Below are 22281 nucleotides of genomic sequence, written 5' to 3' on the forward strand. Positions count from 1 at the left end.
ACGCGGCCTCGGCCGGGCCGGTGAGCTGGGGGGCATATGACGACTCCCCACCAAGGCCCCGCGTTCGACGCGCTCGTCGGCCTCTCCGTGGCCGACGCCCTCGGCGCCCAGTTCTTCGTCCCCGAGGTCGCCGCCGCGCACCTCGCCGCCCGCACGACTCCGCCCGCGCCCTGGCCGTGGACCGACGACACCGAGATGGCCTGCTCGGTGTACGCCGCCCACACCGAGCGCGGCACCGTCGACACCTTCGACCTGACCTACGCCTTCGCCCTCCGCCACGACTTCGACCGCGGCTACGGCCCGGCCGCCAACCGGATGCTCCGGCTGATCCGCGAGGGCGGGGACGCCGCGGCGCTGGCCGCCGGACTCTTCGACGGCCAGGGTTCGTACGGCAACGGCGCCGCGATGCGGGTCGCCCCGCTCGGCGCCGCGCTCGCCGACGACCCGGACGCGTGCGTCCGGCTGGCCGCGCGCACCGCGGTGATCACGCACACCCACCCGCAGGCCGTCGACGGCGCCGTCGCCGTCGCGGTGGCCGCCGCGTACGCCGTGCGGGCCCGGCGCGAGCCGCTGACGCCGGACGGCCTGCTGCGGAAGGTCCTGCACCACACCCCGGACGGCGCCGTGCGGGACGGGCTCGCCGAGGCGCGCCACCTGCTCGCGGAGCCGGACTTCCGCGTCGCCGCGAAGGTGCTCGGCAACGGCAGCCGGACGTCCGCCGCCGACACCGTCCCGTACGCGCTGTGGTGCGCCGCCCGCCGGCTCGGCGACTATCCGGCGGCCGTGTGGGAGGCGATCGCGGCCGGGGGCGACGTGGACACCGTCGCCGCCATCACCGGGGGAGTGGTCGCCGCGCACACCGGCACCGCCGGCGTCCCGGAGGCCTGGCGGTCCGCCCGCGAGCCGCTGCCCGCCTGGGCGTTCCCGGTGCCGGGGTCCGTCCCGGCCGCCCGCGCCCGCGCAGAGCTGCTCGTGCCGCGGCCGCACCCCGTCCCCGACGTGGTGTGGAGCGACGAGCAGTGGCAGCGCCTGCGGACCGGGCTCGACGGCTGGGCCGTCCACACCGGGGAGGGCGTGCTGGTGATCTCCGACGCCGTGAGCGGCCACCCCGTGTGGGAGGTGGCGGTCACGCGCGTGCGCGGCGGCTGGCGTCCGGCCTCGGCGGTCGTCGAGGCCGGGCGGCGCGGGCCGTGGGACCCGGGCGTCCTCGCCCGGGTCCTGGGGTCCGCCGACGGTGGGCCGCTCAGGCCGTGACGCTCAGGCCGTAGCTCAGATGGCCGGAGCCGCTGCCGCCGTGTCTAAGGCACTCCTGGTTGATCTCCGGATCCGGGGCGCTCGGCGACGTGGCGTTGGCGATCCGCAGCTCGATGATGTCCCGGACGGCCGGCCATTCGGCGTCCAGGATCGAGTAGAACGCGGTGGACCTGACCACTCCGTCCAGGCCGCGCGAGTGCGCCCGGCGGACGCCCTCGGAGGTCGCGCCCAGCCGCTCGATCGCCGTGCGCGAGCGCAGGTTGCGGGCGTCGGCGCGCAGCGAGATCCGCTGCACCCCCCAGGTCTCGAAGGCGTGGCGCAGCATCAGCAGCTTGGCCTCGGTGTTGATGCCGGTGCCCTGGGCCCGCGGCGAGAGCCAGGTGTTGCCGATCTCCGCGGCGTCCGGCACGGCGGTGGCCGGGTCGCCGTGCGGCACGCCCGGGACCGGCGGCCACACCAGCGGGCCCTGCCAGTAGTCGAGTTCCAGGAAGCGGGTGGATCCGACCACCCGGCCGTCGGCGGCGTTCACCGTCGCGAACGGCAGCGACCGGCCCGCGGCCTGGTCCGCGAGGGCGCGCGCGACGTAGTCGCGGGCCGCTTCGAGGCCGTGCGGGACGGGGGTGAAGGCGTAGGTCGTACGGTCCTCGGCGCCGGCCTCGGCGATGGCCTCGGCGTGGTGCGCGGCGAGGGGCTCCAGCCGCACGGTGCGGCCGGTGAGGGTGACAGGTACGGGCACGGAACCTTCTGTCCTTCATCGGTCGTAGGGGGCATCTCGCGCCGGGGTGCGGCACGGGCTGCGGTGGACTGGTTCGCCCCGGCCCGGTGACCGGTCGCCGGGTACCCCGGTGCGCGCCGGAGGTCCGGTCGGGCGGGGCGGGGGCGGCGGCCCGGAGCGGGCGGCGCGGGTGCCGGAATGGTCACGGGTCCACGGACCGGTCCGGCGGGATGTGCGAGGGGACAGTATGCGTCCGCGAAATGGCCGAGGAGGAACGAGAGCGCGAAAGGAAGCGGGCGGCCAGATGAAGGCAAGATGCGTCGTGGGTTCTGCCGGCACCGATCCGGGACGTGATCGACGGCGTTACGGACGACGTGATGACGACGCGACGATGCGAGGCAGCGAGAGGACGATACCCGCCAGAAGGCGGTGCGTCACTTCGCGGCGCGCGTTTGGGGGCTCGGGTCGTCGCGGCGCGCTCCGGATCTTGCTGCCGGGACCCCTTGGCGACCCCCCTGACCAGCGGCTTTTCGATCGGGTGCGATCATGGTTCGCGGCGGTCGGGCGCGGCCGCGGCGACGTCGTCCGGGTGGGCGGGAATTCCGGCGGCGCGCCGCACGCTGGAGACGACGAGAAGGGCGAACAGCCGGGTCCGCCGGGACGAGCAGAGAACGGGGTTGGGTGCGCGGTGCGTGATTTCCAGGCGCTGTACGAGCTGGATCAGCAGGGCGTGGCCGCCGTGGCCGCGGCGAACGCCGAGCTGAGCGACACCGGTGCGGGCCTCGTGCTGCTCCACCACTTCGAGGGCTTCATGGACGCCGGCGAGGCCGGCGGGCAGGTGGTGGACCACCTGCTGGAGTCGGGGTCGCCGCAGGTCGTCGCCCGCTTCGACCACGACCGCCTGGTGGACTACCGGGCCCGCCGCCCCTCGATGGTCTTCGACCGCGACCACTGGACGTCGTACGACCCGCCGGAGATCCTGCTCCAGCTGGTTCGCGACGCCGCCGGCGCGCCGTTCCTGCTGCTCAGCGGCCCCGAGCCGGACGTCGAGTGGGAGCGCTTCGCGGGCGCCGTCCGCGAACTGGTGGAGCGCTTCGAGGTCCGGCTGAGCCTGGACTTCCACGGCATCCCGATGGGCGTGCCGCACACCCGCCCGGTCGGCCTGACGCCGCACGGCAACCGGCTCGACCTGGCCGCCGACCACCCGCAGTGGTTCGAGCAGGCGCAGGTCCCCGGCAGCGCGCAGGCGCTGCTGGAGTACCGGCTCGCCGAGTCCGGCCACGACGTCCTGGGCTTCGCCGTGCACGTGCCGCACTACGTGGCGCGCTCGGCCTACCCGGCGGCCGCGGTGCTGATCCTGGAGGCCGTGCAGTCGGCCACCGGCCTGGTGCTCCCGGGCACCGGACTGCGCCGCCGGGTGGACGAGGTCCACGCCGACATCGAGGAGCAGCTGTCCCAGGGGGACGGCGAGTTGCGGTCCGCGATCCGCGGCATGGAGGGCCAGTACGACGCCGTGGCGGGCGCGGAGAGCCGGGAGAGCCTGCTGGCGGAGCCGGTCGACCTGCCCTCGGCGGACGAGCTGGGCCGCCGCTTCGAGCAGTTCCTGGCCGAGCACGAGCGCGGCACGGAATAGGGAACAGCGGGACAGCCGACCGGGAGTCATCCGGCACCCGCCGTTCGTTGGCCCCTGCGGTGCCCGGGGGACGGGTCGCCGCAGCGAGACGACTGCTGCCCCCGGGGGGATGCCATGCCGATGACGACACGCCCGGCCGCCGCCGTGACGGCCGCCGGGCTGGCCGCGGTGCTGCTCGCGGCCTGCAGCTCCGGGAGCGGGTCGGACGGCGCGTACGGGAAGGGCTTCGCGGGCGCGCTGCCCGCTCACGCCCCGGCGACGCCCACGGCCACGCAGACACCCACGCCGACGCCGACTCCGCTCCCCGCCGGGCCCTACGTGGCGCTCGGCGACTCCTACACCGCCGGCATCAAGATCGCCCCGCAGGTCGGCGACCCGAAGGGCTGTGACCGCTCCGGGGTCAACTACCCGTCCCTGGTGGCGAAGGCACTCGGGCTGGCACCCGGCCAGTTCCAGGACGTCAGCTGCAGCGGCGCCCGCACCGGCGACCTCACCAGCCCCCAGCAGACCGACGGCGGCGCCAACCCGCCCCAGCTGGACGCGCTCACCCCGGCCACCCGCCTGGTCACGGTCGGGATCGGCGGCAACGACGCGGGCTTCATGGAGGTCGTCACCCAGTGCGCCAAGGACAACCTGGTGGACGCGGTGAAGGGCCTCGTCGGCAGCGGGCGCGCCGCCTCGCCCTGCCGGGACCGCTACGCCGCCGGCGGCACCGACGAGGTGCAGCGCAAGGTCGACGCGGCCGGTGACCGGCTCGGCCGGGCCCTGAAGGAGATCGGGCGCCGCTCCCCGCAGGCCCGGGTGTACGTGGTCGGCTACCCGGCCCTGCTCCCGGCCGACCCGGCGAGCTGCGGGCCGGTGCTCGGCAGCACCCTCGCCCCCGCCGACCTCGGCTTCCTGGTCGAGAAGGAGCAGCAGCTCAACGGCATGCTCCGCAAGCGCGCGGAGAGCGCCGGCGCGGTCTTCGTGGACGCGGCCACCCCCTCCGCGGGGCACGACATGTGCGCCGGAGGGGCCCGCTGGGTCGAGCCGCCGTTCCCGGCCCCGGGCCTCGCGGCGATCCACCCGAACGCCAAGGGCCAGGAGGCGGTGGCCGCCGTCGTCCTCAAGGCCGTCAAGGGCTGAAGAGGGCTGAACAAGGCTGAACAGGGCTGAAGTGGGCCGAAAGGGCCGAAGGGCCCGAACGGCAGGGCACGGCGCGTACGCAAAGGATTCACGCCCCGGTCCGCGCCCCTTCGCGCGCGGCACACCCCGCGTGTCGGAGGCGCGGCGTACGGTGAAGCCCATATGGACGACACTGCGCACCGCCCCGCCGCCGCCCCCGACCCGTACGACCACGCCGCGGAGGCCCGCTGGGTCCCCGAACCCGACAAGCGTCCCGGTCGCACGGCCTTCCAGCGCGACCGCGCCCGGGTGCTGCACTCGGCCGCGCTGCGCCGCCTGGCCGGCACCACGCAGGTGGTCGCCCCGATGCGCAGCGACTTCCCCCGCACCCGGCTCACCCACTCCCTCGAATGCGCGCAGGTCGGCCGGGAGTTGGGCGCGGCCCTGGGCTGCGACCCGGACCTCGTCGAGACGGCCTGCCTGGCCCACGACATCGGCCACCCGCCCTTCGGCCACACCGGCGAGGAGGCCCTCGACCAGGCCGCCGAGGCCTGCGGCGGCTTCGAGGGCAACGCGCAGTCCCTGCGCATCCTCACCCGGCTGGAACCCAAGCGCTTCGCCCCGCAGGACGAGCAGCCCGCCGCCCGCCTCGCCCCCTGGCCGGGCCGCAGCGTCGGCCTCAACCTGACCCGCGCCGCCCTCGACGCCGCCACCAAGTACCCGTGGACCCACGGCGCCCACCCGGGCGACCCGGCCTCGCCCAAGTACGGCGTCTACGCCGACGACCTGCCGGTCTTCCGCTGGCTGCGGGCGGGCTCCCCGGCCGGGCGCAAGTGCTTCGAGGCCACCGTCATGGACTGGTCCGACGACGTCGCCTACTCCACCCACGACGTCGAGGACGGCCTCCAGGCCGGGCACATCGACCCGGCCGCGCTGCGCGCCCCCGGCGAGCGCGAGGAGCTCTTCAAGGTCGCCGAGCGCTACGCCCGCGACGCCGAGCCCGAGGAGCTCGCCGCCGCCCTCGACCGGCTGCTCGCCCAGGAGTGGTGGCCGCGCTCCTACGACGGCACCGCGCGCGCCCGGGCCGGCCTCAAGGACCTCACCAGCCAGCTGATCGGCCGCTTCTGCCTGGCCGCCGAGCAGGCCACCCGGGCCCGCTACGGCCCCGGCCGGCTGACCCGCTACGCGGCCGAGCTGGTGGTGCCGCGGGACGTCCGGCTGGAGTGCGCGGTGCTCAAGGCGGTCGCCGTCCGCTACGTGATGCAGCGCGACGAGCAGGCCCAGCTGCGGGCCCGCCAGCGGATCGTGATCGCCGAGCTGGCCTACGTGCTGACCGAGCGCGCGCCCGAGGGCCTCGACCCGGTCTTCGCCGCCCAGTACCACGAGGCCGAGGACGACCGGGCGGCCCTGCGGACGGTCATCGACCAGATCGCCACCCTCACCGACGCCTCGGCGCTGGCCCTCCACGCCAAGCTCGTCGGTGCCGCCTGGAAGTAGCGGAGGGAACGGGGGGATCGCGGCCGCCGGAAACCCCGGCCACCCCAGTAGACTTCCGGGGTGGCCGGGCGGATCAGGGACGAAGACGTGCAGGCGGTGCGCAGCGCACTGCCCATCGACGCGGTGGTCGGCGACTACGTACAGCTGACCAACGGTGGCGGCGGCGAGTACAAGGGCGTCTGCCCCTTCCACGACGAGAAGTCCGCCTCCTTCTACGTGAACCCCGCCAAGGGCGTCTTCCACTGCTTCGGCTGCCAGGAGAACGGCGACACCATCGCCTTCCTGATGAAGATCGAGCACTTCACCTTCGCCGAGGCCGTCGAGCGGATGGCCGCCCAGGCCGGCATCACCCTGCGCTACGAGGAGGGCGGCTACAGCCCCCGCCACCAGCAGGGCGAGCGCACCCGCCTGGTCGAGGCGCACAAGGTGGCCGCCGCCTTCTACCAGGAGCAACTGGCCTCGCCGGAGGCGGAGATCGGCCGCCGCTTCCTGGCCGAGCGCGGCTTCGACGAGGAGTCCGCCAAGACCTTCGGCGTCGGCTACGCCCCGGCCGGCTGGGAGCACCTGGTCCGCTACCTGCGCGGCAAGGGCTTCTCGGACAAGGAGATCCTGCTCGGCGGCCTGGCCTCGCAGGGGCAGCGCGGCGGCCTGATCGACCGTTTCCGGGGCCGGCTGGTCTGGCCGATCCGGGACATCGCGGGCGAGGTGGTGGGCTTCGGCGCCCGCCGGCTGCGCGAGGACGACAACGGCCCGAAGTACCTGAACACCCCCGAGACGCCGATCTACAAGAAGTCCCACGTGCTGTACGGCATCGACCTGGCGAAGAAGGAGATCGCCAAGTCCGGCCGCGCGGTGGTGGTCGAGGGCTACACCGACGTGATGGCCTGCCACCTGGCGGGCGTCACCACGGCGGTGGCCACCTGCGGCACGGCCTTCGCCGAGGACCACATCAAGATCATCCGCCGGCTGCTGATGGACACCTCCCAGTACCGCGGCGAGACGGTCTTCACCTTCGACGGCGACGCGGCCGGCCAGAAGGCCGCGCTGCGCGCGTTCGAGGACGACCAGAAGTTCGCCGCCAAGACCTCCATCGCGGTCAGCCCGGGCGGCATGGACCCGTGCGAGCTGCGGCTGGCCAAGGGCGACGACGCGGTCCGCGAGCTGATCGACAACCCGGTCCCGCTGTTCGAGTTCGCGCTGACCTCGGCGGTGGCCCGGCACCGGGTGGACACCCCGGAGGGGCGGTCGGCGGCGCTGGAGGAGGCGGCCCCGATCGTCGCCAAGATCAAGGACCGCTCGATCCAGCACGAGTACGCCGTCCGCCTGGCCGGCATGCTCGGCATCCTGGACGAGCCCTTCGTCGTCCGCCGGGTCTCCCAGCTCGCTCGCTGGGACCGCGAGCGCCAGCAGAACCCGCGCGGCGCCGCCCAGCGCCGCCCGGAGTCCGAGCAGGTCCGCCCGGCCCGGCCCGCCTTCGTGCTGAACCCGCGCGACCCGGCCCAGTTCGTGGAGCGCGAACTGCTCAAGCTGGCGCTCCAGCACCCGGACCTGGTCAGCCCGGCCTTCGACCACTACGGCGAGGACGAGTTCCCGACCGCGCCCTACACGGCCGTGCGGCAGGCGATCGCCAAGGCCGGCGGCGCCGCGTACGGGGCGACCCTGCCGGACTTCACGAGCGCGGTGCGCGAGGCGGCCCCGGACGACCGGGTGCGCTCGCTGGTGACCGAGCTGATCGTGGAGCCGGTGCGCTCGCGCCGCAAGGCGGACGCCGTCTACGCGGGGGAGTTCCTGGTCAAGCTGCGCCTGCTGGCCGTCGACCGGCGGATCGCCGAGGTCCGCGGCTACCTCCAGCGGCTCGGCCCGCGGGCCGACGCCGAGCAGCAGCACGCGGTGCAGACGGAGCTGTGGCAGCTCCAGCAGTACGGGCAGCAGCTGCGCAGCGGGGGCGCCGCGGCGCTCTGACGCGGGCGCGGGCGGCGCGCGGGGCGCGTCCAGAAAGTCGGCGCACGAGTCTCGGCCACGGAGCGTGGCGTACCGCACACTGGAGGGCGTCCCAGCACCGTACAGCGCGGGTCCGCCAGAGTCGCGCGCGCCCCGAGGGGATGCCCGTGGACCAAGGCCTTGCCGCGACGTCCAGTCCGACCGACAGACCGAATCCCCCCGCGCCGCCCGCCGGCCCGGTGCCGATCCCCTGCGAGGAGGCGGACCACGGCCGGGCCGGCGCCCCGCCCCCGGACGGTGCCCGGGTGCCCGCCCAGGGCCGGCCGGAGGGCCACCCCGAAGCCCCGGACGTCCCGGTGCCCGTGGCCGGGGCGGCGACGGAGGTCGATCCCGACGAGGAGCCCGACGACCGGAGCCGTCCCGACACCGGGGGCTCGGCCGCGGACCTGCTCCGCCAGTACCTCCGCGAGATCGGCCGGATCCGGCTGCTCAACGCCGCCGAGGAGGTGGAGCTGGCCCGCCGGATCGAGGCGGGCCTGTTCGCCGAGGAGCGCCTGCACCGCGAACCCCCGCCGCCCGACCCGCTGGCCGACGAGCTGGACTGCCTCGTGGTGCTCGGCCGGATCGCCAAGCGCCGCCTGATCGAGGCGAACCTGCGCCTCGTCGTGTCCGTCGCCAAGCGCTACGTCGGGCGCGGGCTGACCCTGCTGGACCTGGTCCAGGAGGGCAACCTCGGCCTGATCCGGGCGGTGGAGAAGTTCGACTACGCGCGCGGCTACAAGTTCTCCACCTACGCCACCTGGTGGATCCGGCAGGCGATGAGCCGGGCCCTGGCCGACCAGGCCCGGACGATCCGGGTGCCGGTGCACGTGGTCGAGCTGATCAACCGGGTGGTCCGGGTGCAGCGGGCGCTGCTCCAGGAGCGCGGTGTCGAGCCGGGCGCGGCCGACATCGCGACGGCGCTCGAACTGACGGAGGAGCGGGTGCGCGAGCTGCTCCGGCTGGCGCAGGAGCCGATCTCGCTGCACACCCCGGTGGGGGAGGAGGACGACGTCGCGCTCGGGGACCTGATCGAGGACGCCGACGCCGCCTCGCCCGCTGAGTCCGCGACCTTCCTCCTGCTGCGCCAGCACCTGGAGGCGGTGCTGGCCACCCTTGGCGAGCGCGAGCGCCAGGTGGTCCAGCTCCGCTACGGGCTGGACGACGGGCGCCCGCGCACGCTGGAGGAGATCGGCTCGGTGTTCGGGGTGACGCGCGAGCGGATCCGCCAGATCGAGTCGAAGACGCTGGTCAAGCTCCGCGAGCACGCCTTCGCCGCGCAGCTGCGCGGGTACCTCGACTGAGCGGCGCCGCTACGACACGGCCGTGGGAGCGGCGGACGGGCTCGCGGTGGCGTCGGCCGTGGGACTCGCCGTGCCCCCGACCCCCGGGGGCGGCGAGGCGGGTCCGACCGGGATCGGGGTGGACGCCACCATGCCCGCCGGGTCGGACATCGGCGCGATGCACAGGTTGCCCTCGGGCTGGTGCCCGCAGACCTGGAAGGTGACGGCCGGGTCCGCCGCGCTGAGCATCAGCGAGTAGTTGTCGTAGCCGTAGTGGATCAGCGCCTGCTCGCTCTCACCGGTGCTGCTGGTGATGGTCGCGTAGTCCTGCGGCTGGCCTTCGTTGATCGCCGCCCACACGGCCTGGCACTTCTGGCTGTAGCGGAGGTAGATGACGACCTTGCCGATGACGTCGGACTGCAGCGTGCGGGCGTCCTTGCCGCAGCCGGTGTCCTTGGGGTTCTTGTGCGCGCAGCCCATGGCCTGGCAGGTGGGGTCGGACGAGACGGGCTTGGCGGGCACCGTCACGGGGGCGGAGGAGGTGCCGGGGTCCGCGAGGGGCGTCGACGGATCGTCGTGCCGGGTCGCCCGCAGGCCCACCAGGACCAGGACGAGGGCCACCACGGCAGCGCAGGCCAGCAGCGGGGCGGGGCGCCGCCACCAGGCCGTGGCGGGTTCGGGCTCGCCGGCCGGGAGGACCTCGACCGGTTCGGCGGTGTCCTGGACGCCGGCGACCCGCGGAGCGTCCGCGTCCGCGTCGGCCTCGGCGGCCGTGTCCTGCGCACCGGTTTCCGCGCCGGAGGGCCCGGCCACGGCCTGCTGCCAGAGCGCCCGCAGGGCGGGCCCGTCGCACTCGACGGCCCCGATCAGCGCGTCCAGGGCCTGCTCGGTGATGACCCGCTTGCCGTTCAGCCAGCGCTCCCAGGAGGCCCGGCTGTAGTGGGTCCGGGTGGCGAGCTCGGACAGCGAGAGCCCGGCGGCGTCCTTGAGCGTGCGCAGTTCCTCGGCAAGGCTTCGAGCGGGCCCGGTCAGCTCCTCGGGCAGTTGCTTCCAGGCGGAACCCATGCGGCCCTTCCATGCAATCGAGACGGTGGATCGGGAGGATCGATCGGGGGGAGCTCCGGGTGAGGGGGGCTCCGACCCCGGGCCGTTCGGGTGTCTCCGCTTCTCCAACCTCAACCTTCGGCCGTCCCAAACCCCAGGTCCTGGCGCTGAGACGGACCGAAGTGTCTCACAACCCCCGGGGACGCTCGAACAATCGTGTCTCCGTCGTGCACAGTTCTCTAGCCGGTGCGGTTCGCCCACCGGACGCTTCGTTCGGACGCGGACCGTTCAGCGGTCGTCCGTCCGACACCCAGGTCCCGGTACCCCCACCGTCCGGGGCAGCCTCGCGGGGGGAGGCTGCCCCGGATGTACCGGGACGCACGACGGGGAGGGCGCTCCGGCGCCCTCCCCGTCGTGGCCGTTCACTGGGAGGTCCGGCGGGGACGGTTCAGTGGTGGAACCCCGTCCGGGCCGGCACCCCGAGCTCCTTCAGCGGGACGGGCTGGCGCCGCAGCTCGGGCAGCAACCGGCCGAGGTCGGCCAGCAGCAGGTCGGCGAGGTCGCGGGAGAAGCCGTTGCGGCACACGACCCGCAGCACCGACAGGTCCTCCCGGTTCGCCGGGAACGTGTACGCGGGCACCTGCCAGCCGCGCTCGCGCAGGCGCCGGGACACGTCGAACACGTCGAAGGGGACGCCGTCGTCCGTGGTGACGGCGAACACCGGCAGCTGGTCGCCGCGGGTGAGCAGCCGGAAGCCGTCGAGCTCGCCGATCCTCCCGGACAGGTAGGTCGCGACCTCCCGGGACGCGCCCTGGACGGCCCGGAAGCCCTCCCGGCCGAGCCGCAGGAAGGTGTAGTACTGCGCGACCACCTGGGCGCCGGGCCGGGAGAAGTTGAGCGCGAAGGTGGGCATCTCGCCGCCGAGGTAGTTGACCCGGAAGACCAGCTCCTGCGGCAGCGCCTCGTGGTCGCGCCACAGCGCCCAGCCGACGCCGGGGTAGACCAGCCCGTACTTGTGGCCGGAGGTGTTGATCGAGGCGACCCTGGGCAGTCGGAAGTCCCACACCAGGTCGGGGTCGAGGAAGGGCGCCACCATGCCGCCGGAGGCGCCGTCCACGTGCACCGGGACGTCGAGGCCGGTGCGCCGCTGGAGCTCGTCCAGGGCCGCGCAGATCTCGGCGACCGGCTCGTAGGAGCCGTCGAAGGTGGAGCCGAGGACGCCGACGACGCCGATGGTGTCCTCGTCGCACAGCTCGACCGCGCGCAGGGCGTCGAGGTGGAAGCGCTCGCCCTCCATCGGGGCGGTGCGCGCCTCGACCTCCCAGAAGGTGCAGAACTTCTCCCAGCACACCTGGACGTTGACGCCCATCACCAGGTTGGGCCGGGCCCCGGCCGCGTAGCGCTCGGCGTTGCGGCGCATCCAGCGGCGCTTGAGCGCGAGGCCGGCCAGCATGCAGGCCTCGCTGGAGCCGGTGGTGGAGCAGCCGACGGCGGCGTCCGGGTCGGGGGCGTGCCACAGGTCGGCGAGGATCGCCACGCAGCGCCGCTCCAGTTCGGCGGTCTGCGGGTACTCGTCCTTGTCGATCATGTTCTTGTCCAGGCACTCGGTCATCAGCCGGGTGGCCTGCACCTCCATGGAGGTGGTGACGAAGGTGGCCAGGTTGAGCCTGGCGTTGCCGTCCAGCATCAGCTCGTCGTGGATCAGCTGGTAGGCGGTGTCGGCCGGGACGGGGCCGTCGCCGAGGCGGTGCAGCGGCGGCGCCAGCTCCATCGCGCCGAGCGGGTCGGCGGTGGCCACGAACGGGCTGATGCTCAGCCGGCGGTCGTCGCCGGCCCCCTTGTGCAGCGCCATGGGTGCCTGTCGCCCTTCGCTCGGGTGGCCGTGTCCCGTCCCACGCTGCCACCGGGGGCGGGCTGACGCACCTTCATCGGGCGGATCCGCGGAGCCGGACGGCTCAGGCGGCCGTCTCCGGGTGGATCCGCTCCCGGGCGGCCCGGTACTGGCGCAGCACCGCGGAGCCGATCGCCAGGTCCTGGTCGCCCTCGGGCTCGACGGTCTCGGCCCCGGCGAGCTCCCACTGCGGCGGCCCGGGCGTGCCGGCCAACGCCCAGGCGGCCTGCCGGGCGGCCCCGCGGGCGGCGTGGGCGCCCGGCGGGGGGATGACGACGGGGACGCCGAACACCAGCGGGGCCACGTGCCGGACGGCGGGCAGCCGTCCGGCGGTGCCGAGCAGGAACACCCGCTTGATCCCCACGCCCTGGGCGCGCAGGACGTCCAGGGCGTCCGCGATGTTGCAGAGCATGCCCTCGACGGCGGCGCGGGCCAGGTGCTGCGGGGCCATCGACTCGGCCCGCAGGCCGGACAGGGTGCCGGCCGCGTGCGGCAGGGCGGGGGTCCGCTCGCCGTCCAGGTAGGGCAGCAGGACGAGGCCGTACGCGCCGGGGGAGGAGTGCAGGGCGAGGTCGCTCAGCCCGTCGAGGTCCTGGCCGAGCAGGGCGGCGGTGGAGCGGAGGACCTGGGCGGCGTTCAGGGTGGCGACCATCGGCAGGTGGTGGCCGGTGGCGTCGGCGAAGGAGGAGACCAGCCCGGTGGCGTCCACGACGGCCCGGTCGTGCACCGCGAAGATCGTCCCGGCGCTGCCCAGCGAGACCACCGCGTCGCCGGGGCGCAGGCCGAGGCCGAGCGCGGCGGCCATGTTGTCGCCGGTGCCGGCCGAGATCAGCAGGCCCTCGGGGGTGTGCCCGGCGGGCTCGGCGGGGCCGAGGACGTCGGGCAGCTTCAGCTCGTGGCCGAGCGCGAGCTTCACCAGGTCCTGCCGGTACTCGCCGGTGATCGGGGACCAGTAGCCGGTGCCGGAGGCGTCGCCCCGGTCGGTGGTGCGGCGCTTGGGGCTGCCGAGCAGCTGGGAGACCAGCCAGTCGTGCGGCAGCAGCACCTCGGCCACCCGACGGGCGTTGGCGGGCTCGAACTCGGCCAGCCAGCGCAGCTTGGCGATGGTGTACGTCGGCCCGGGGACGGCGCCGATCGCGGCCGTCCAGGCGGCCGGGCCGCCGAGGGCGTCGAGCAGCTTGGCGGCGGCCCCGCTGGAGCGCGGGTCGTGCCAGAGGATCGCGGGCCGCACCAGCACGCCGCCCGCGTCGAGGCCGATCATGCCGTGCTGCTGCGCGCTGACTCCGATCGCGCGGACGCCCTCCAGCAGGCCGTCGGCGGCCGCGTCGCCGAGGGAGTGCAGCCAGACCTGCGGGTCGGCCTCGCCGGCCCGGGTCTCGGTGCCCTCGGGGACGGGGTGCGGAGCCTTCCCGGAGCGCAGCACGGCACCGGTCTCGGCGTCGCACGCGACGATCCGGGTGCGACTGGTCGAGCTGTCTATCCCCGCGACGATGGCCATGTCGAGATCATGCCTCAGCCCGGCCCGGGACGCGTCCGGACCGGGGAGGCCTTTGCCCGTTCGGTACCCGGGGGGCCTGTCTTCGGCCCCCCGGACACCCGGGCTTCACCGGGGTGTCACGGCCGGAAGGTGCCCCAGCCGTCGTCCTCCGGGCGGGCCCGGTTGAAGTACGGCACCCGGTCGGTCACGGCGGCCGGCAGGTGGTCGCCGACCCGGTCCGCGACCGCGCCGGCGGCCTTCCCGGCCACTGCGCCGGCCTGCTGCCTGGCCCGGTCCGTCGCGCCCTGGACCTTGGGGCTCCGGGCGATCTGCCGGGTGACCTTGGCGATCTGGTCGTAGCGTTGGCGCCCGGCCCGGGAGCCAAGGACGTAGCCGGCCGCGAGTCCGACGGCCAACGACAGCTTCCACATGATCGGATTCCACCCTCTCCTGGCGGCCTTCTGCCGCATTGCCCTACCCGTCCGTCGGGACGGCGAACCGTCCGCGTCCCCAGCATCCCCGGGGGGTGCGCCCGGCGCGCGCGGGGCACGCCGCACGGGGCTCCGGGGCGGCGGGGGAAAGCGATTGGCGGACCACCCCCCCGAGTGCGCTAATGTATGTCCCGCAGCGAACGCCGAGGAGCCCGGGGAACCGGGGGCCGGAGCGGAAGCCGATCCCCCATAGCTCAATTGGCAGAGCAGCCGACTGTTAATCGGCAGGTTATTGGTTCGAGTCCAATTGGGGGAGCTCCGGAAGCGGTCCCTCGGGGTCCGTTCTTCCGTCCGTGGTACGGCAGTTGTGTACCGCGATCCCGCATAGCTCAATTGGCAGAGCAGCCGGCTGTTAACCGGCAGGTTTTTGGTTCGAGTCCAAATGCGGGAGCTGCACCGGGTGCGCCCGGTGACTGCTCAGAGCGAAGGCCCCTCGGACGACCGGGGGGCCTTCGTGTTTCCCGCCTACGTGTCGTCTCCGTCACACCGAGCTCTGTCACCCCGGGCCCCGTCACCCCCGGGCCGTCAGGCGGTCGCCTGCTGGTACAGGTCGGAGACCCGGCCGTCGAAGGTGATGCTGTACGACGTGCCGGGGGTGTCCCCGCCCTCCTCGTAGCCGCCGATGACGCCGACGACCGTCCCGCCGGGGGTGACCCACGGGCTGCCGCTGGTGCCGTCGGTGTAGCCGCCGCAGTCGAAGCGCTCCTGGGTGGGGCTCTGCGAGCGGGTCCGGACCGAGCAGGTGATCGGCTCGTCGCGCTCGTTGGGGTAGCCGGTGACCGACACGTCCAGCCCGAAGCCCTGGCCGGTGGCGAGCCGGTTGCCGCCGACGGCGTCCTCGACCTCCCGGCCGTCGACCGGGCGGACGGTGATGAACGCCACGTCGTACTCGGGATCGTCGTCGTCCGCCCAGCGGGGGTCGACGGTGATCGACTGCACCGGCCAACTCCCGTAGGGGGAGTATCCGTTGCGGTAGCCGGGGGTGAACACCAGGCCGTCCAGCAGGCCGACCCTGCGGTTGTGCACGCAGTGCGCGGCGGTCACCAGCAGGTTGTGCCCGGGGCTCTGGACGACGCTGGCCGTGCAGGCCCGCGGGCCCTGCGGGGTGCGGACCGAGAGGGTGCCGATGCGGTCGCGGGCCGCGCTCTGCTGCGCGACCTCGGCGGTGGGCGCCTGGTCCGTCCCGGCGCAGGCGGTGCCGGCGGCGAGCAGCAGGGCCGTCAGCGCGGCCGTCCGTGCGGCGCGCGCGGGCCGTGCCGGGCGGGGGGCCATCGGGGCTCCGTCTCGTTCCTCGGGGCTGGTGCGGGTCCTTCGATCCGCCGTTCGTGAGGAAGATCTACCAGGCCGCGCGCGGCAGCGCCACTGCCGGTCGTTCGATCACACCGCGGCGGGGCGCCCGGACCCGCCCGGCTACTGGGTCGCGCGGTCGTAGAGCGCCTGGACGCGGTCCCCGAAGTAGCTGGTGTACGAGATGTCGGGGTTGTCGCCGCCCTCCTGGTAGCCGCCGATCACGCCGACCACCGTGCCGGTCCTGGTGCTCGGGTCGAAGTCGGTGACCCACGGGCTGCCGCTGGTGCCGCCGGTGTAGTCGGGGCAGTCGATCCGCAGCTGGGTGGGGCTCTGTTCGACGGTGTTGTTGGCGCAGGTGATCGGGACGTCGCTGGTCCCGGGGTAGCCGGTGACCCGCACGGGGAGCTGGTAGCCGAGGTCGACGCCCAGTTTGTTGGCGCCGAGCACCTGCTGCACCTGCTGCCCGTTCTGAGGCCCGACGACGGCGAAGGCGACGTCGACGTCCGGGTCGGCGTGGTCCTTCCAGCCGTCGTCGACGGTGACGGCCACCAGCGGCCAGATGCCGCTCGGGGTGTCGCCGTTGCGGTAGCCGGGCACGAAGACCAGGTCGCTGCGCTGGCCGAGCTTCGGGTCCCAGACGCAGTGCGCGGCGGTGACGACGAGGTTCTGGCCGGCGCTGTCGACCACGCTGGCGGTGCAGAAGTGGTCGCCGTCCGCGTTGCGGGTGAAGACGGCGCCGACCAGGCCGTTGAGCACGGTGGGCCGGGCGGTGCGGGTGATCCCGGTGTGCTTGCCGATCGCGCCCTTGAGGCGCTGGCGGCTCCAGCCGTGGGCGCCGTCCGACGTGGCGGACGAGGCGCCGGGCGAGGCCGGGGCCGAGGTGACGGTCGGGGCGCCGGCGCCGGGCCGGGCCGCCGTGGTGCAGCCGGCCGCCGCCAGCAGCACCAGCACGGTGCCCGCCGCCACTCCCGCCTCACGCATCGTCACCCGCTCAGGCTGCCCGCCCGCCGCCGCGCGTGCCAACCGGACTGGTCCGCACGGAAACCGCGTGCACGCCTGCGCACCCCATGTGCGCCCCCGGCGCGCACCGCGGGTGATCGACCGGCTATGCTGCCCGGGACGGCCTTTCGGGGCCGTCTGCTGCTGCCGTGGCCGACGACCGGCGCGCGCGGCGAACCGGGGCGGTAGCTCAGCCGGTTAGAGCAGGGGACTCATAATCCCTTGGTCGTGGGTTCGAGTCCCACCCGCCCCACCCAGATCGACCGGCCCATCGGGCCGCGGGGTCGCTGACCTGCGAGAACTGTAGGCGAACGGCGACCGTCCGGCGGTGATTACACGCCGAAGTTCACCCGCTCGGTAAGGGCTCGGGAACGTTCCGCTGACGTTCCGGGCGCCTGAGCAGCGCGTTTGCGGTCTCTCGGCCGCCACCTCCCGTCGTTCCGTTCCGGCCCCTGGCCCGCTTGCGCGAAAAGTGATATCACTTTGATTGCTAGGCGGAATCACTCGCTGGAGGAGCCGGTCCCATGACCACACCGCGCATCCCCGTCGACGTCGACGACGAAGACGGCCCCGTCCTGGACCTGCCGGTCCCCAAGATCACCGAACGCCTCATCACCCCCCGCGCCGGCCTGCCGGTCCTCGGGGCCGGCCTGCTCGGGCTGGTCGCGGGCGCCGCCCTGGTCATCGTCGGCGGCGTGCAGATCGCCGGCGGCACCAAGGGCCTCGGCACCGCCCTGGTGGTCGCCGGGCCGGTGCTCGCGCTGGCCTCGCTGGTGGTGCTGGCCGGCCTGACCGTGGTCTCGCCCGGCGAGGCCCGGGTGGTCCAGCTGCTCGGCGACTACCGCGGCACCATCCGCACCGAGGGCCTGAGCTGGGTGAACCCCTTCACCAGCCGTCGCCGGATCTCCACCCGGATCCGCAACCACGAGACCGAGACCAGCAAGGTCAACGACGCCGACGGCAACCCGATCGAGATGGCCGCCGTTGTGGTCTGGCAGGTCGAGGACACCGCCAAGGCCGTGTTCGAGGTCGACGACTACACCGACTTCGTCGCCATCCAGACCGAGACCGCCGTCCGGCACATCGCCGGCAGCTACCCCTACGACGCCCACCGCGAGGGCGAGTTGTCGCTGCGCGACGGCGCCGAGGAGATCACCCGCAAGCTCTCCGCCGAGATCGGCGCCCGGGTCGTGTCGGCCGGCGTGCGGGTCGTCGAGTCCCGGATCACCCGGCTCGCGTACGCGCCCGAGGTCGCCCAGGTGATGCTGCAGCGCCAGCAGGCCGGGGCCGTGGTGGCCGCGCGCAGGCTGATCGTCGAGGGCGCCGTCGGTATGGTCGAGGAGGCCCTGGACCGGCTGGCCGAGCGCGACGTCGTCGAACTGGACGAGGAGCGCAAGGCGGCCATGGTGAGCAACCTCCTGGTGGTGCTCTGCGGAGACCGCGGCACCCAGCCGGTCGTGAACACGGGCTCCCTCTACCAGTAAGGAGCGGCGCGGCGTTGGCGACCGAGCGGAAGAAGATCCTGCTGCGCCTGGACCCGACGGTGCACGACGCGCTGGCCCGGTGGGCGGCGGACGAACTGCGCAGTGCGAATGCACAGATCGAGTTCCTGCTCCGCCGCGCCCTCACCGACGCGGGGCGGATGCCCAGCGGTGCGGCGACGCTTCCCCGGCGCGGCCGACCGCCCAAGGAGAGCCCGGAGGACGGCCCCGACGCCGACTGACCGGGCGGCCCACCCACCCGTCCCCAGCCTGGAGCCCACGATGGACGTGCCCACCACCCTCCCGGAGAAGCTGTACCTGCTGGCCTACGACCCCGAGCGCGGGCGGCACACCGGCACCCTGAACCTCGACCCGGCCCTGCGGGCGGCGGCGCTCACCGAACTCCTCCACCGCGGGCTGATCCGCGACGACGGCCGGCACCCGGTCGGCGTCGACGGCGCGGCCGACGGCCTCGACCCGCTGTCCGCCCGGCTGCTGGAGCAGATTCGCCAGGGACGCCGGCGCAGCTGGAAGAGCTGGATCGGGCGCCAGGGATTTCCGTCGCACATGGTTCGCGACGGGCTCGCGGCCGCCGGCCGGATCCGGGTCGAGAAGCGCCGGGTCCTCAGGATCTTCCCGGTCGCCCGGGTCACCCTGCCGGAGCCCCGGGTGCACAAGGCGTTGGCCTCGGGCATCACGTCGGCGCTGAAGGGCCCGCTCAGCCGGGTCGACCGGGCCGACGCCGCCCTGGTCGCGCTGGCCGACGGCGCCCGGCTGGGCTCGGTCCTGACGCGGCGCCGGCGCCGCGAGTTCCGGGCCAGGATCGACAAGCTGGCCCCCGTCACCGGCCCCATCCGGCGCGCCCTGCGCCGCGCGGTCGACGCCCAGAACTCGGACGGCGGGGCGGGCTGACCCGACCGCACGACCGCACGACCGCACGACCGCACGACCGAACGACCGTACGACCGTGAGCCCGGCCGCCGATCCGGCGGCCGGGCTCCGTGCTGTCCGCCCCCGGCGCCGCCACCCGCCATCCACCGAACGGTTGATCGGCGCTCCACCGCATCGTCCGAGCAATAGGACCGGCTGGTCGATCCGCCGCAAGGCCCCCGCGCGGGAAGCTCGTTGTGAGCCGGGGAGCGCCCGGGACGAACGGGAGGGAGCGGCACGATGGCCGTGATCGAGGTGGCGGGCCTGCGGAAGGCGTACGGGCGGCGCCAGGTGCTGGAGGACGTGTCCTTCACCGTGGAGCGCGGCGAGGTGTTCGGTCTGCTGGGCCCGAACGGCGCCGGCAAGACCACCGCCGTCGAGTGCTGCGAGGGCCTGCGCCGGGCCGACTCCGGGACCGTCCGGGTGCTCGGCCTGGACCCGGTCCGCGACGCGCACAGGCTGCGCCCCCGGATCGGCATCCAGCTCCAGCAGGCCCAGCTACAGGGCGCGCTGCGGGTCGGAGAGGCGCTGGAGCTGTACGCCGCCCTCTACCCGAAGCCGCGGGAGCCGCGCGAGCTGCTCGACGAGTGGGGGCTGGCCGGCGAGGTCCGGACGCCCTTCGACAAGCTCTCCGGCGGCCAGCGCCAGCGGCTGTTCATCGCCCTCGCGCTGGTCGGCGACCCGGAGGTGGCGTTCCTGGACGAGCTGACCACCGCGCTCGACCCGCAGGGCCGCCGGGACACCTGGGAGCTGGTCCGCCGGATCCGCGACAACGGCGTGACGGTGGTGCTGGTCTCGCACTTCATGGACGAGGTCGAGGCGCTCTGCGACCGGGCCGCCGTCCTGGACGGCGGGCGGATCGTCGCCGCCGGCACCCCGGCCGAGCTGGTCGCCCGCTCCGGTACCGGCGGCACCCTGGGCTTCCGTCCCACCGCGCCGCTGGACACCGCCCGGCTGGCCGCCCTGCCCGGGGTCACCGCCGTCGAGGAGCGGGACGGCCGGATCGAGGTCACCGGCACCGGGGACTTCGCCGACGAGGTGACCGGCCTGCTCGCCCGCGAGGGCATCGTCGTCACCGGCCTGCGGATCCGCGAGCACAGCCTCGACGACGCCTACCTCGCCCTCACCCGCCACCACGCCTGAGCCACCGCACTCCAGAAACGGACCCACCGCCATGAACCACACCGTCCACGCCGTCCGCCGCCTGGCCACCGTCGAGGCCCGCCTGTTCCTCCGCGACCCGCTGACCGCGTTCTTCAGCCTGGCCTTCCCGGTCCTGCTGCTGGTCGTCCTCGGCTGCATCCCGGCCCTGCGCCGCACCTCGCCCGACCTGCACGGCATGAGCACCATCCAGCTGTACGCGCCGATCCTGGCCGTCTTCACCCTGCTGCTGCTCGGTCTCAACGGCCTGCCGTCGCTGCTCTCCGCCTACCGCGAGCGCGGCGTGCTGCGCCGGATGTCGGCCAGCCCGGTCCGCCCGGGGCTGCTGTTCGGCGCGCTCGTGCCGATGTACGTCGGCATCGCGACCGTCTCGGTGCTGCTGGTCGTCCTCGGAGGGCTCGCCCTCGGGGTGCCGCTGCCGCGCAAGCCGCTGGGCTTCCTGCTGGCCTTCGTGCTCGCCGCCGCCGCGATGATGTCGGTCGGCCTGCTGATCGCCTCGTTCGTCCCCTCGGCCAAGGCCGGCAACGCGGTCGGCGCCCTCGCCTTCTTCCCGATGATGTTCTTCTCCGGGATCTGGCTGCCCCGCGACATGTCGCCCGCGCTGCTCGACCGGATCGGCGACTTCACCCCGAGCGGTGCCGCCGTCCAGGCCCTCCAGGACTCCTGGAACGGACACTTCCCGCACGCCGTGGGCCTGCTCACACTCGCCGCGTACGCGGTGCTCGCGGGCGCCGCCGCTGCCAAGCTGTTCCGGTGGGAATGATCAAGGAGCCGGCCGCGGACGAGAACACCCTCGGCGACTGGCAGCACCGCCTGGACCGGCTGATCGGCCCGCTGTGCTACGTCGCCCTGCTGATCGCCCTCGCGCTGGCCCTCCTGGTCCCGGTCCCGACCGCGCGCTCCGCCGCCGCCACCCTCCCGGCGGCGGCCGCCGCGTTCCTGTGGCTGGTGCTGCGCTCCGCCCTCGACCGCCGGCCGCTCCCGGACGGGCGCGCCCGCTGGGCCGGTGCCCACTTCGCCGTCCTGCTGGTGCTGATCACCGTCCTGGTGCTGGACAACCCGTACTTCGGGTTCTTCGCCTTCACCGGCTACCTGCACGCCGCCCGGTACCTGCGCGGCCGGGCCCGGATCGCCGGCGCGGCGGCCACCACCGTGCCGAGCGCGCTCTCCCAGACCGGCGGGGTGCTGCCCGCCGGCGCCGCCCAGGTCGGCGGGCTCCTCGCGGTCATGGCCTTCAACCTGGTGGTCGTCGGCGTGATCCTCGCGCTCAGCGAGGTCACCGACCGGCTGAGCCTGCGCCGCAAGGCCGCCAACGCCGAACTCGCCGAGGCCAACCGGCTGCTGACCGAGATGCTCGCCGAGAACGCCGGACTGCACGCCCAGCTCCTGGTCCAGGCCCGCGAGGCCGGGGCCGCCGACGAGCGCCGCCGGCTCGCCCGCGAACTGCACGACACCGTCGCCCAGGGCCTGGCCGGCATCGTCACCCAGCTCCAGGCCGCCGACCTGGCCCGCGAGCAGGACACCCCGGTCGAGCAGTGGCGCCGCCACCTCGACAACGCGGCCGGCCTCGCCCGCGAGAGCCTCACCCAGGCCCGCCGGGCCGTCCACGCGCTGCGCCCGCTGGAACTGGAGCGCGCCGCCCTGCCGGAGGCGCTGGCCGAGCTCGCCGAGCAGTGGCAGGAGCGCAACGGCACGACCGCCGGGCTGACCGTCACCGGCGAGGCCCGCCCGCTGCACCCCGAGGTCGAGGTGACGCTGCTGCGGATCGCCCAGGAGTCGCTCGCCAACGCCGCCAAGTACGCGCGGGCGGGCCGGGTCGGACTGACGCTCTCCTACATGCCCGGCCTCGTCACCCTGGACGTCCGGGACGACGGCGTCGGCTTCGACCCGGCCGCCGAACCGGCCTCCCGGGCCACCGGCGGCGGCTACGGTCTCGCCGTGATGCGCCGCCGCGCCGAGCGCCTCGCGGGCCGGCTCGACCTGGAGACCGAACCGGGCGCCGGCACCACGGTGACCGCGACCCTGCCGGCGATCGGCATCGAGGAATGAGG

Annotated in this window: 19 protein-coding genes and 3 tRNA genes; 15 read left to right on the plus strand and 7 right to left on the minus strand. The window is 74.4% G+C overall.

The annotated features are described in order from the left end of the window. The first annotated feature begins 36 nt into the window (after window positions 1-36). Window positions 37-1254: an ADP-ribosylglycohydrolase family protein gene (locus ACFVU9_RS02455; RefSeq protein ID WP_387589087.1), complete on the plus strand. Its 1218-nt coding sequence runs from the start codon at window positions 37-39 to the stop codon at window positions 1252-1254. Here ACFVU9_RS02455 and ACFVU9_RS02460 read toward each other — a convergent pair. Further along, window positions 1244-1990, minus strand: coding sequence for a GNAT family protein (locus ACFVU9_RS02460; protein ID WP_359969740.1), 747 nt, complete (start codon window positions 1988-1990; stop codon window positions 1244-1246). The two genes, ACFVU9_RS02455 and ACFVU9_RS02460, sit on opposite strands and share 11 nt — an antisense overlap. A gap of 667 nt (window positions 1991-2657) precedes the next feature. On the opposite strand from ACFVU9_RS02460, the gene ACFVU9_RS02465 reads away from it, so the two are divergent. The 5 genes from ACFVU9_RS02465 (at window position 2658) to ACFVU9_RS02485 (ending at window position 9487) form a co-directional block, all read left to right on the plus strand. Further along, entirely contained in the window at window positions 2658-3602 is a 945-nt protein-coding gene (locus tag ACFVU9_RS02465; protein ID WP_380445332.1) for a PAC2 family protein, read from the plus strand. Between the two features lie 120 nt (window positions 3603-3722). Next, the gene (locus tag ACFVU9_RS02470) at window positions 3723-4727 is read left to right on the plus strand and encodes an SGNH/GDSL hydrolase family protein (protein ID WP_387589092.1); all 1005 of its coding nucleotides are present in this window, start codon (window positions 3723-3725) and stop codon (window positions 4725-4727) included. 162 nt (window positions 4728-4889) lie between these two features. Beyond that, window positions 4890-6203 (plus strand): deoxyguanosinetriphosphate triphosphohydrolase, encoded by a 1314-nt coding sequence (locus tag ACFVU9_RS02475; protein ID WP_380445334.1) that lies wholly within the window; start codon window positions 4890-4892, stop codon window positions 6201-6203. Between the two features lie 60 nt (window positions 6204-6263). Continuing rightward, entirely contained in the window at window positions 6264-8165 is a 1902-nt protein-coding gene (gene dnaG, locus ACFVU9_RS02480; protein WP_380445335.1) for a DNA primase, read from the plus strand. A 140-nt stretch (window positions 8166-8305) separates the two neighbouring features. Next, entirely contained in the window at window positions 8306-9487 is a 1182-nt protein-coding gene (locus ACFVU9_RS02485; protein ID WP_380500205.1) for a sigma-70 family RNA polymerase sigma factor, read from the plus strand. Between the two features lie 9 nt (window positions 9488-9496). On the opposite strand, the gene ACFVU9_RS02490 is transcribed toward ACFVU9_RS02485, so the two are convergent. The 4 genes from ACFVU9_RS02490 to ACFVU9_RS02505 form a co-directional block, all read right to left on the minus strand. After that, a complete protein-coding gene (locus ACFVU9_RS02490; protein ID WP_387589097.1) occupies window positions 9497-10531 on the minus strand; it encodes a helix-turn-helix domain-containing protein in 1035 nt (344 codons plus the stop codon). A 427-nt stretch (window positions 10532-10958) separates the two neighbouring features. Then, entirely contained in the window at window positions 10959-12362 is a 1404-nt protein-coding gene (locus ACFVU9_RS02495; RefSeq protein ID WP_380445338.1) for a glutamate decarboxylase, read from the minus strand. A 103-nt stretch (window positions 12363-12465) separates the two neighbouring features. Further along, window positions 12466-13899 (minus strand): FGGY family carbohydrate kinase, encoded by a 1434-nt coding sequence (locus tag ACFVU9_RS02500; protein ID WP_387589101.1) that lies wholly within the window; start codon window positions 13897-13899, stop codon window positions 12466-12468. Window positions 13900-14015: 116 nt separating this feature from the next. Continuing rightward, window positions 14016-14309 (minus strand): hypothetical protein, encoded by a 294-nt coding sequence (locus tag ACFVU9_RS02505; protein ID WP_380445340.1) that lies wholly within the window; start codon window positions 14307-14309, stop codon window positions 14016-14018. Window positions 14310-14552: 243 nt separating this feature from the next. On the opposite strand from ACFVU9_RS02505, the gene ACFVU9_RS02510 reads away from it, so the two are divergent. Next, window positions 14553-14625: transfer RNA gene (locus tag ACFVU9_RS02510), tRNA-Asn, on the plus strand. Window positions 14626-14687: 62 nt separating this feature from the next. Beyond that, window positions 14688-14760, plus strand: a tRNA-Asn gene (locus tag ACFVU9_RS02515). A gap of 134 nt (window positions 14761-14894) precedes the next feature. Here ACFVU9_RS02515 and ACFVU9_RS02520 read toward each other — a convergent pair. Then, window positions 14895-15641 (minus strand): trypsin-like serine peptidase, encoded by a 747-nt coding sequence (locus ACFVU9_RS02520; RefSeq protein ID WP_380445341.1) that lies wholly within the window; start codon window positions 15639-15641, stop codon window positions 14895-14897. A gap of 138 nt (window positions 15642-15779) precedes the next feature. Next, entirely contained in the window at window positions 15780-16640 is an 861-nt protein-coding gene (locus ACFVU9_RS02525) for a hypothetical protein (RefSeq protein ID WP_380445351.1), read from the minus strand. A 197-nt stretch (window positions 16641-16837) separates the two neighbouring features. Here ACFVU9_RS02525 and ACFVU9_RS02530 point away from each other — a divergent pair. The 7 genes from ACFVU9_RS02530 to ACFVU9_RS02560 all read left to right on the plus strand — a co-directional run bounded on the left by ACFVU9_RS02530 (window position 16838) and on the right by ACFVU9_RS02560 (window position 22279). Beyond that, window positions 16838-16911, plus strand: a tRNA-Ile gene (locus tag ACFVU9_RS02530). A gap of 271 nt (window positions 16912-17182) precedes the next feature. Continuing rightward, window positions 17183-18142 carry an SPFH domain-containing protein gene (locus ACFVU9_RS02535; RefSeq protein ID WP_380445342.1) on the plus strand — a complete coding sequence of 320 codons (960 nt, stop codon included), beginning with the start codon at window positions 17183-17185 and terminating at the stop codon, window positions 18140-18142. Window positions 18143-18156: 14 nt separating this feature from the next. Next, window positions 18157-18381, plus strand: a complete 225-nt coding sequence (locus ACFVU9_RS02540) for a hypothetical protein (protein WP_387589105.1) — start codon at window positions 18157-18159, stop codon at window positions 18379-18381. Between the two features lie 40 nt (window positions 18382-18421). After that, window positions 18422-19051 carry a GPP34 family phosphoprotein gene (locus ACFVU9_RS02545; protein ID WP_387589108.1) on the plus strand — a complete coding sequence of 210 codons (630 nt, stop codon included), beginning with the start codon at window positions 18422-18424 and terminating at the stop codon, window positions 19049-19051. A 258-nt stretch (window positions 19052-19309) separates the two neighbouring features. Beyond that, a complete protein-coding gene (locus tag ACFVU9_RS02550) occupies window positions 19310-20212 on the plus strand; it encodes an ABC transporter ATP-binding protein (protein ID WP_380493417.1) in 903 nt (300 codons plus the stop codon). A 31-nt stretch (window positions 20213-20243) separates the two neighbouring features. Then, window positions 20244-20993: an ABC transporter permease gene (locus ACFVU9_RS02555; RefSeq protein WP_387589112.1), complete on the plus strand. Its 750-nt coding sequence runs from the start codon at window positions 20244-20246 to the stop codon at window positions 20991-20993. After that, window positions 20990-22279 carry a sensor histidine kinase gene (locus ACFVU9_RS02560; RefSeq protein ID WP_380445352.1) on the plus strand — a complete coding sequence of 430 codons (1290 nt, stop codon included), beginning with the start codon at window positions 20990-20992 and terminating at the stop codon, window positions 22277-22279. The genes ACFVU9_RS02555 and ACFVU9_RS02560 overlap by 4 nt, the downstream gene beginning before the upstream one ends. The last annotated feature ends 2 nt before the right edge of the window (window positions 22280-22281 follow it).

This window comes from Kitasatospora sp. NPDC057936 (genome assembly GCF_042887525.1).
Lineage (GTDB): Bacteria > Actinomycetota > Actinomycetes > Streptomycetales > Streptomycetaceae > Kitasatospora.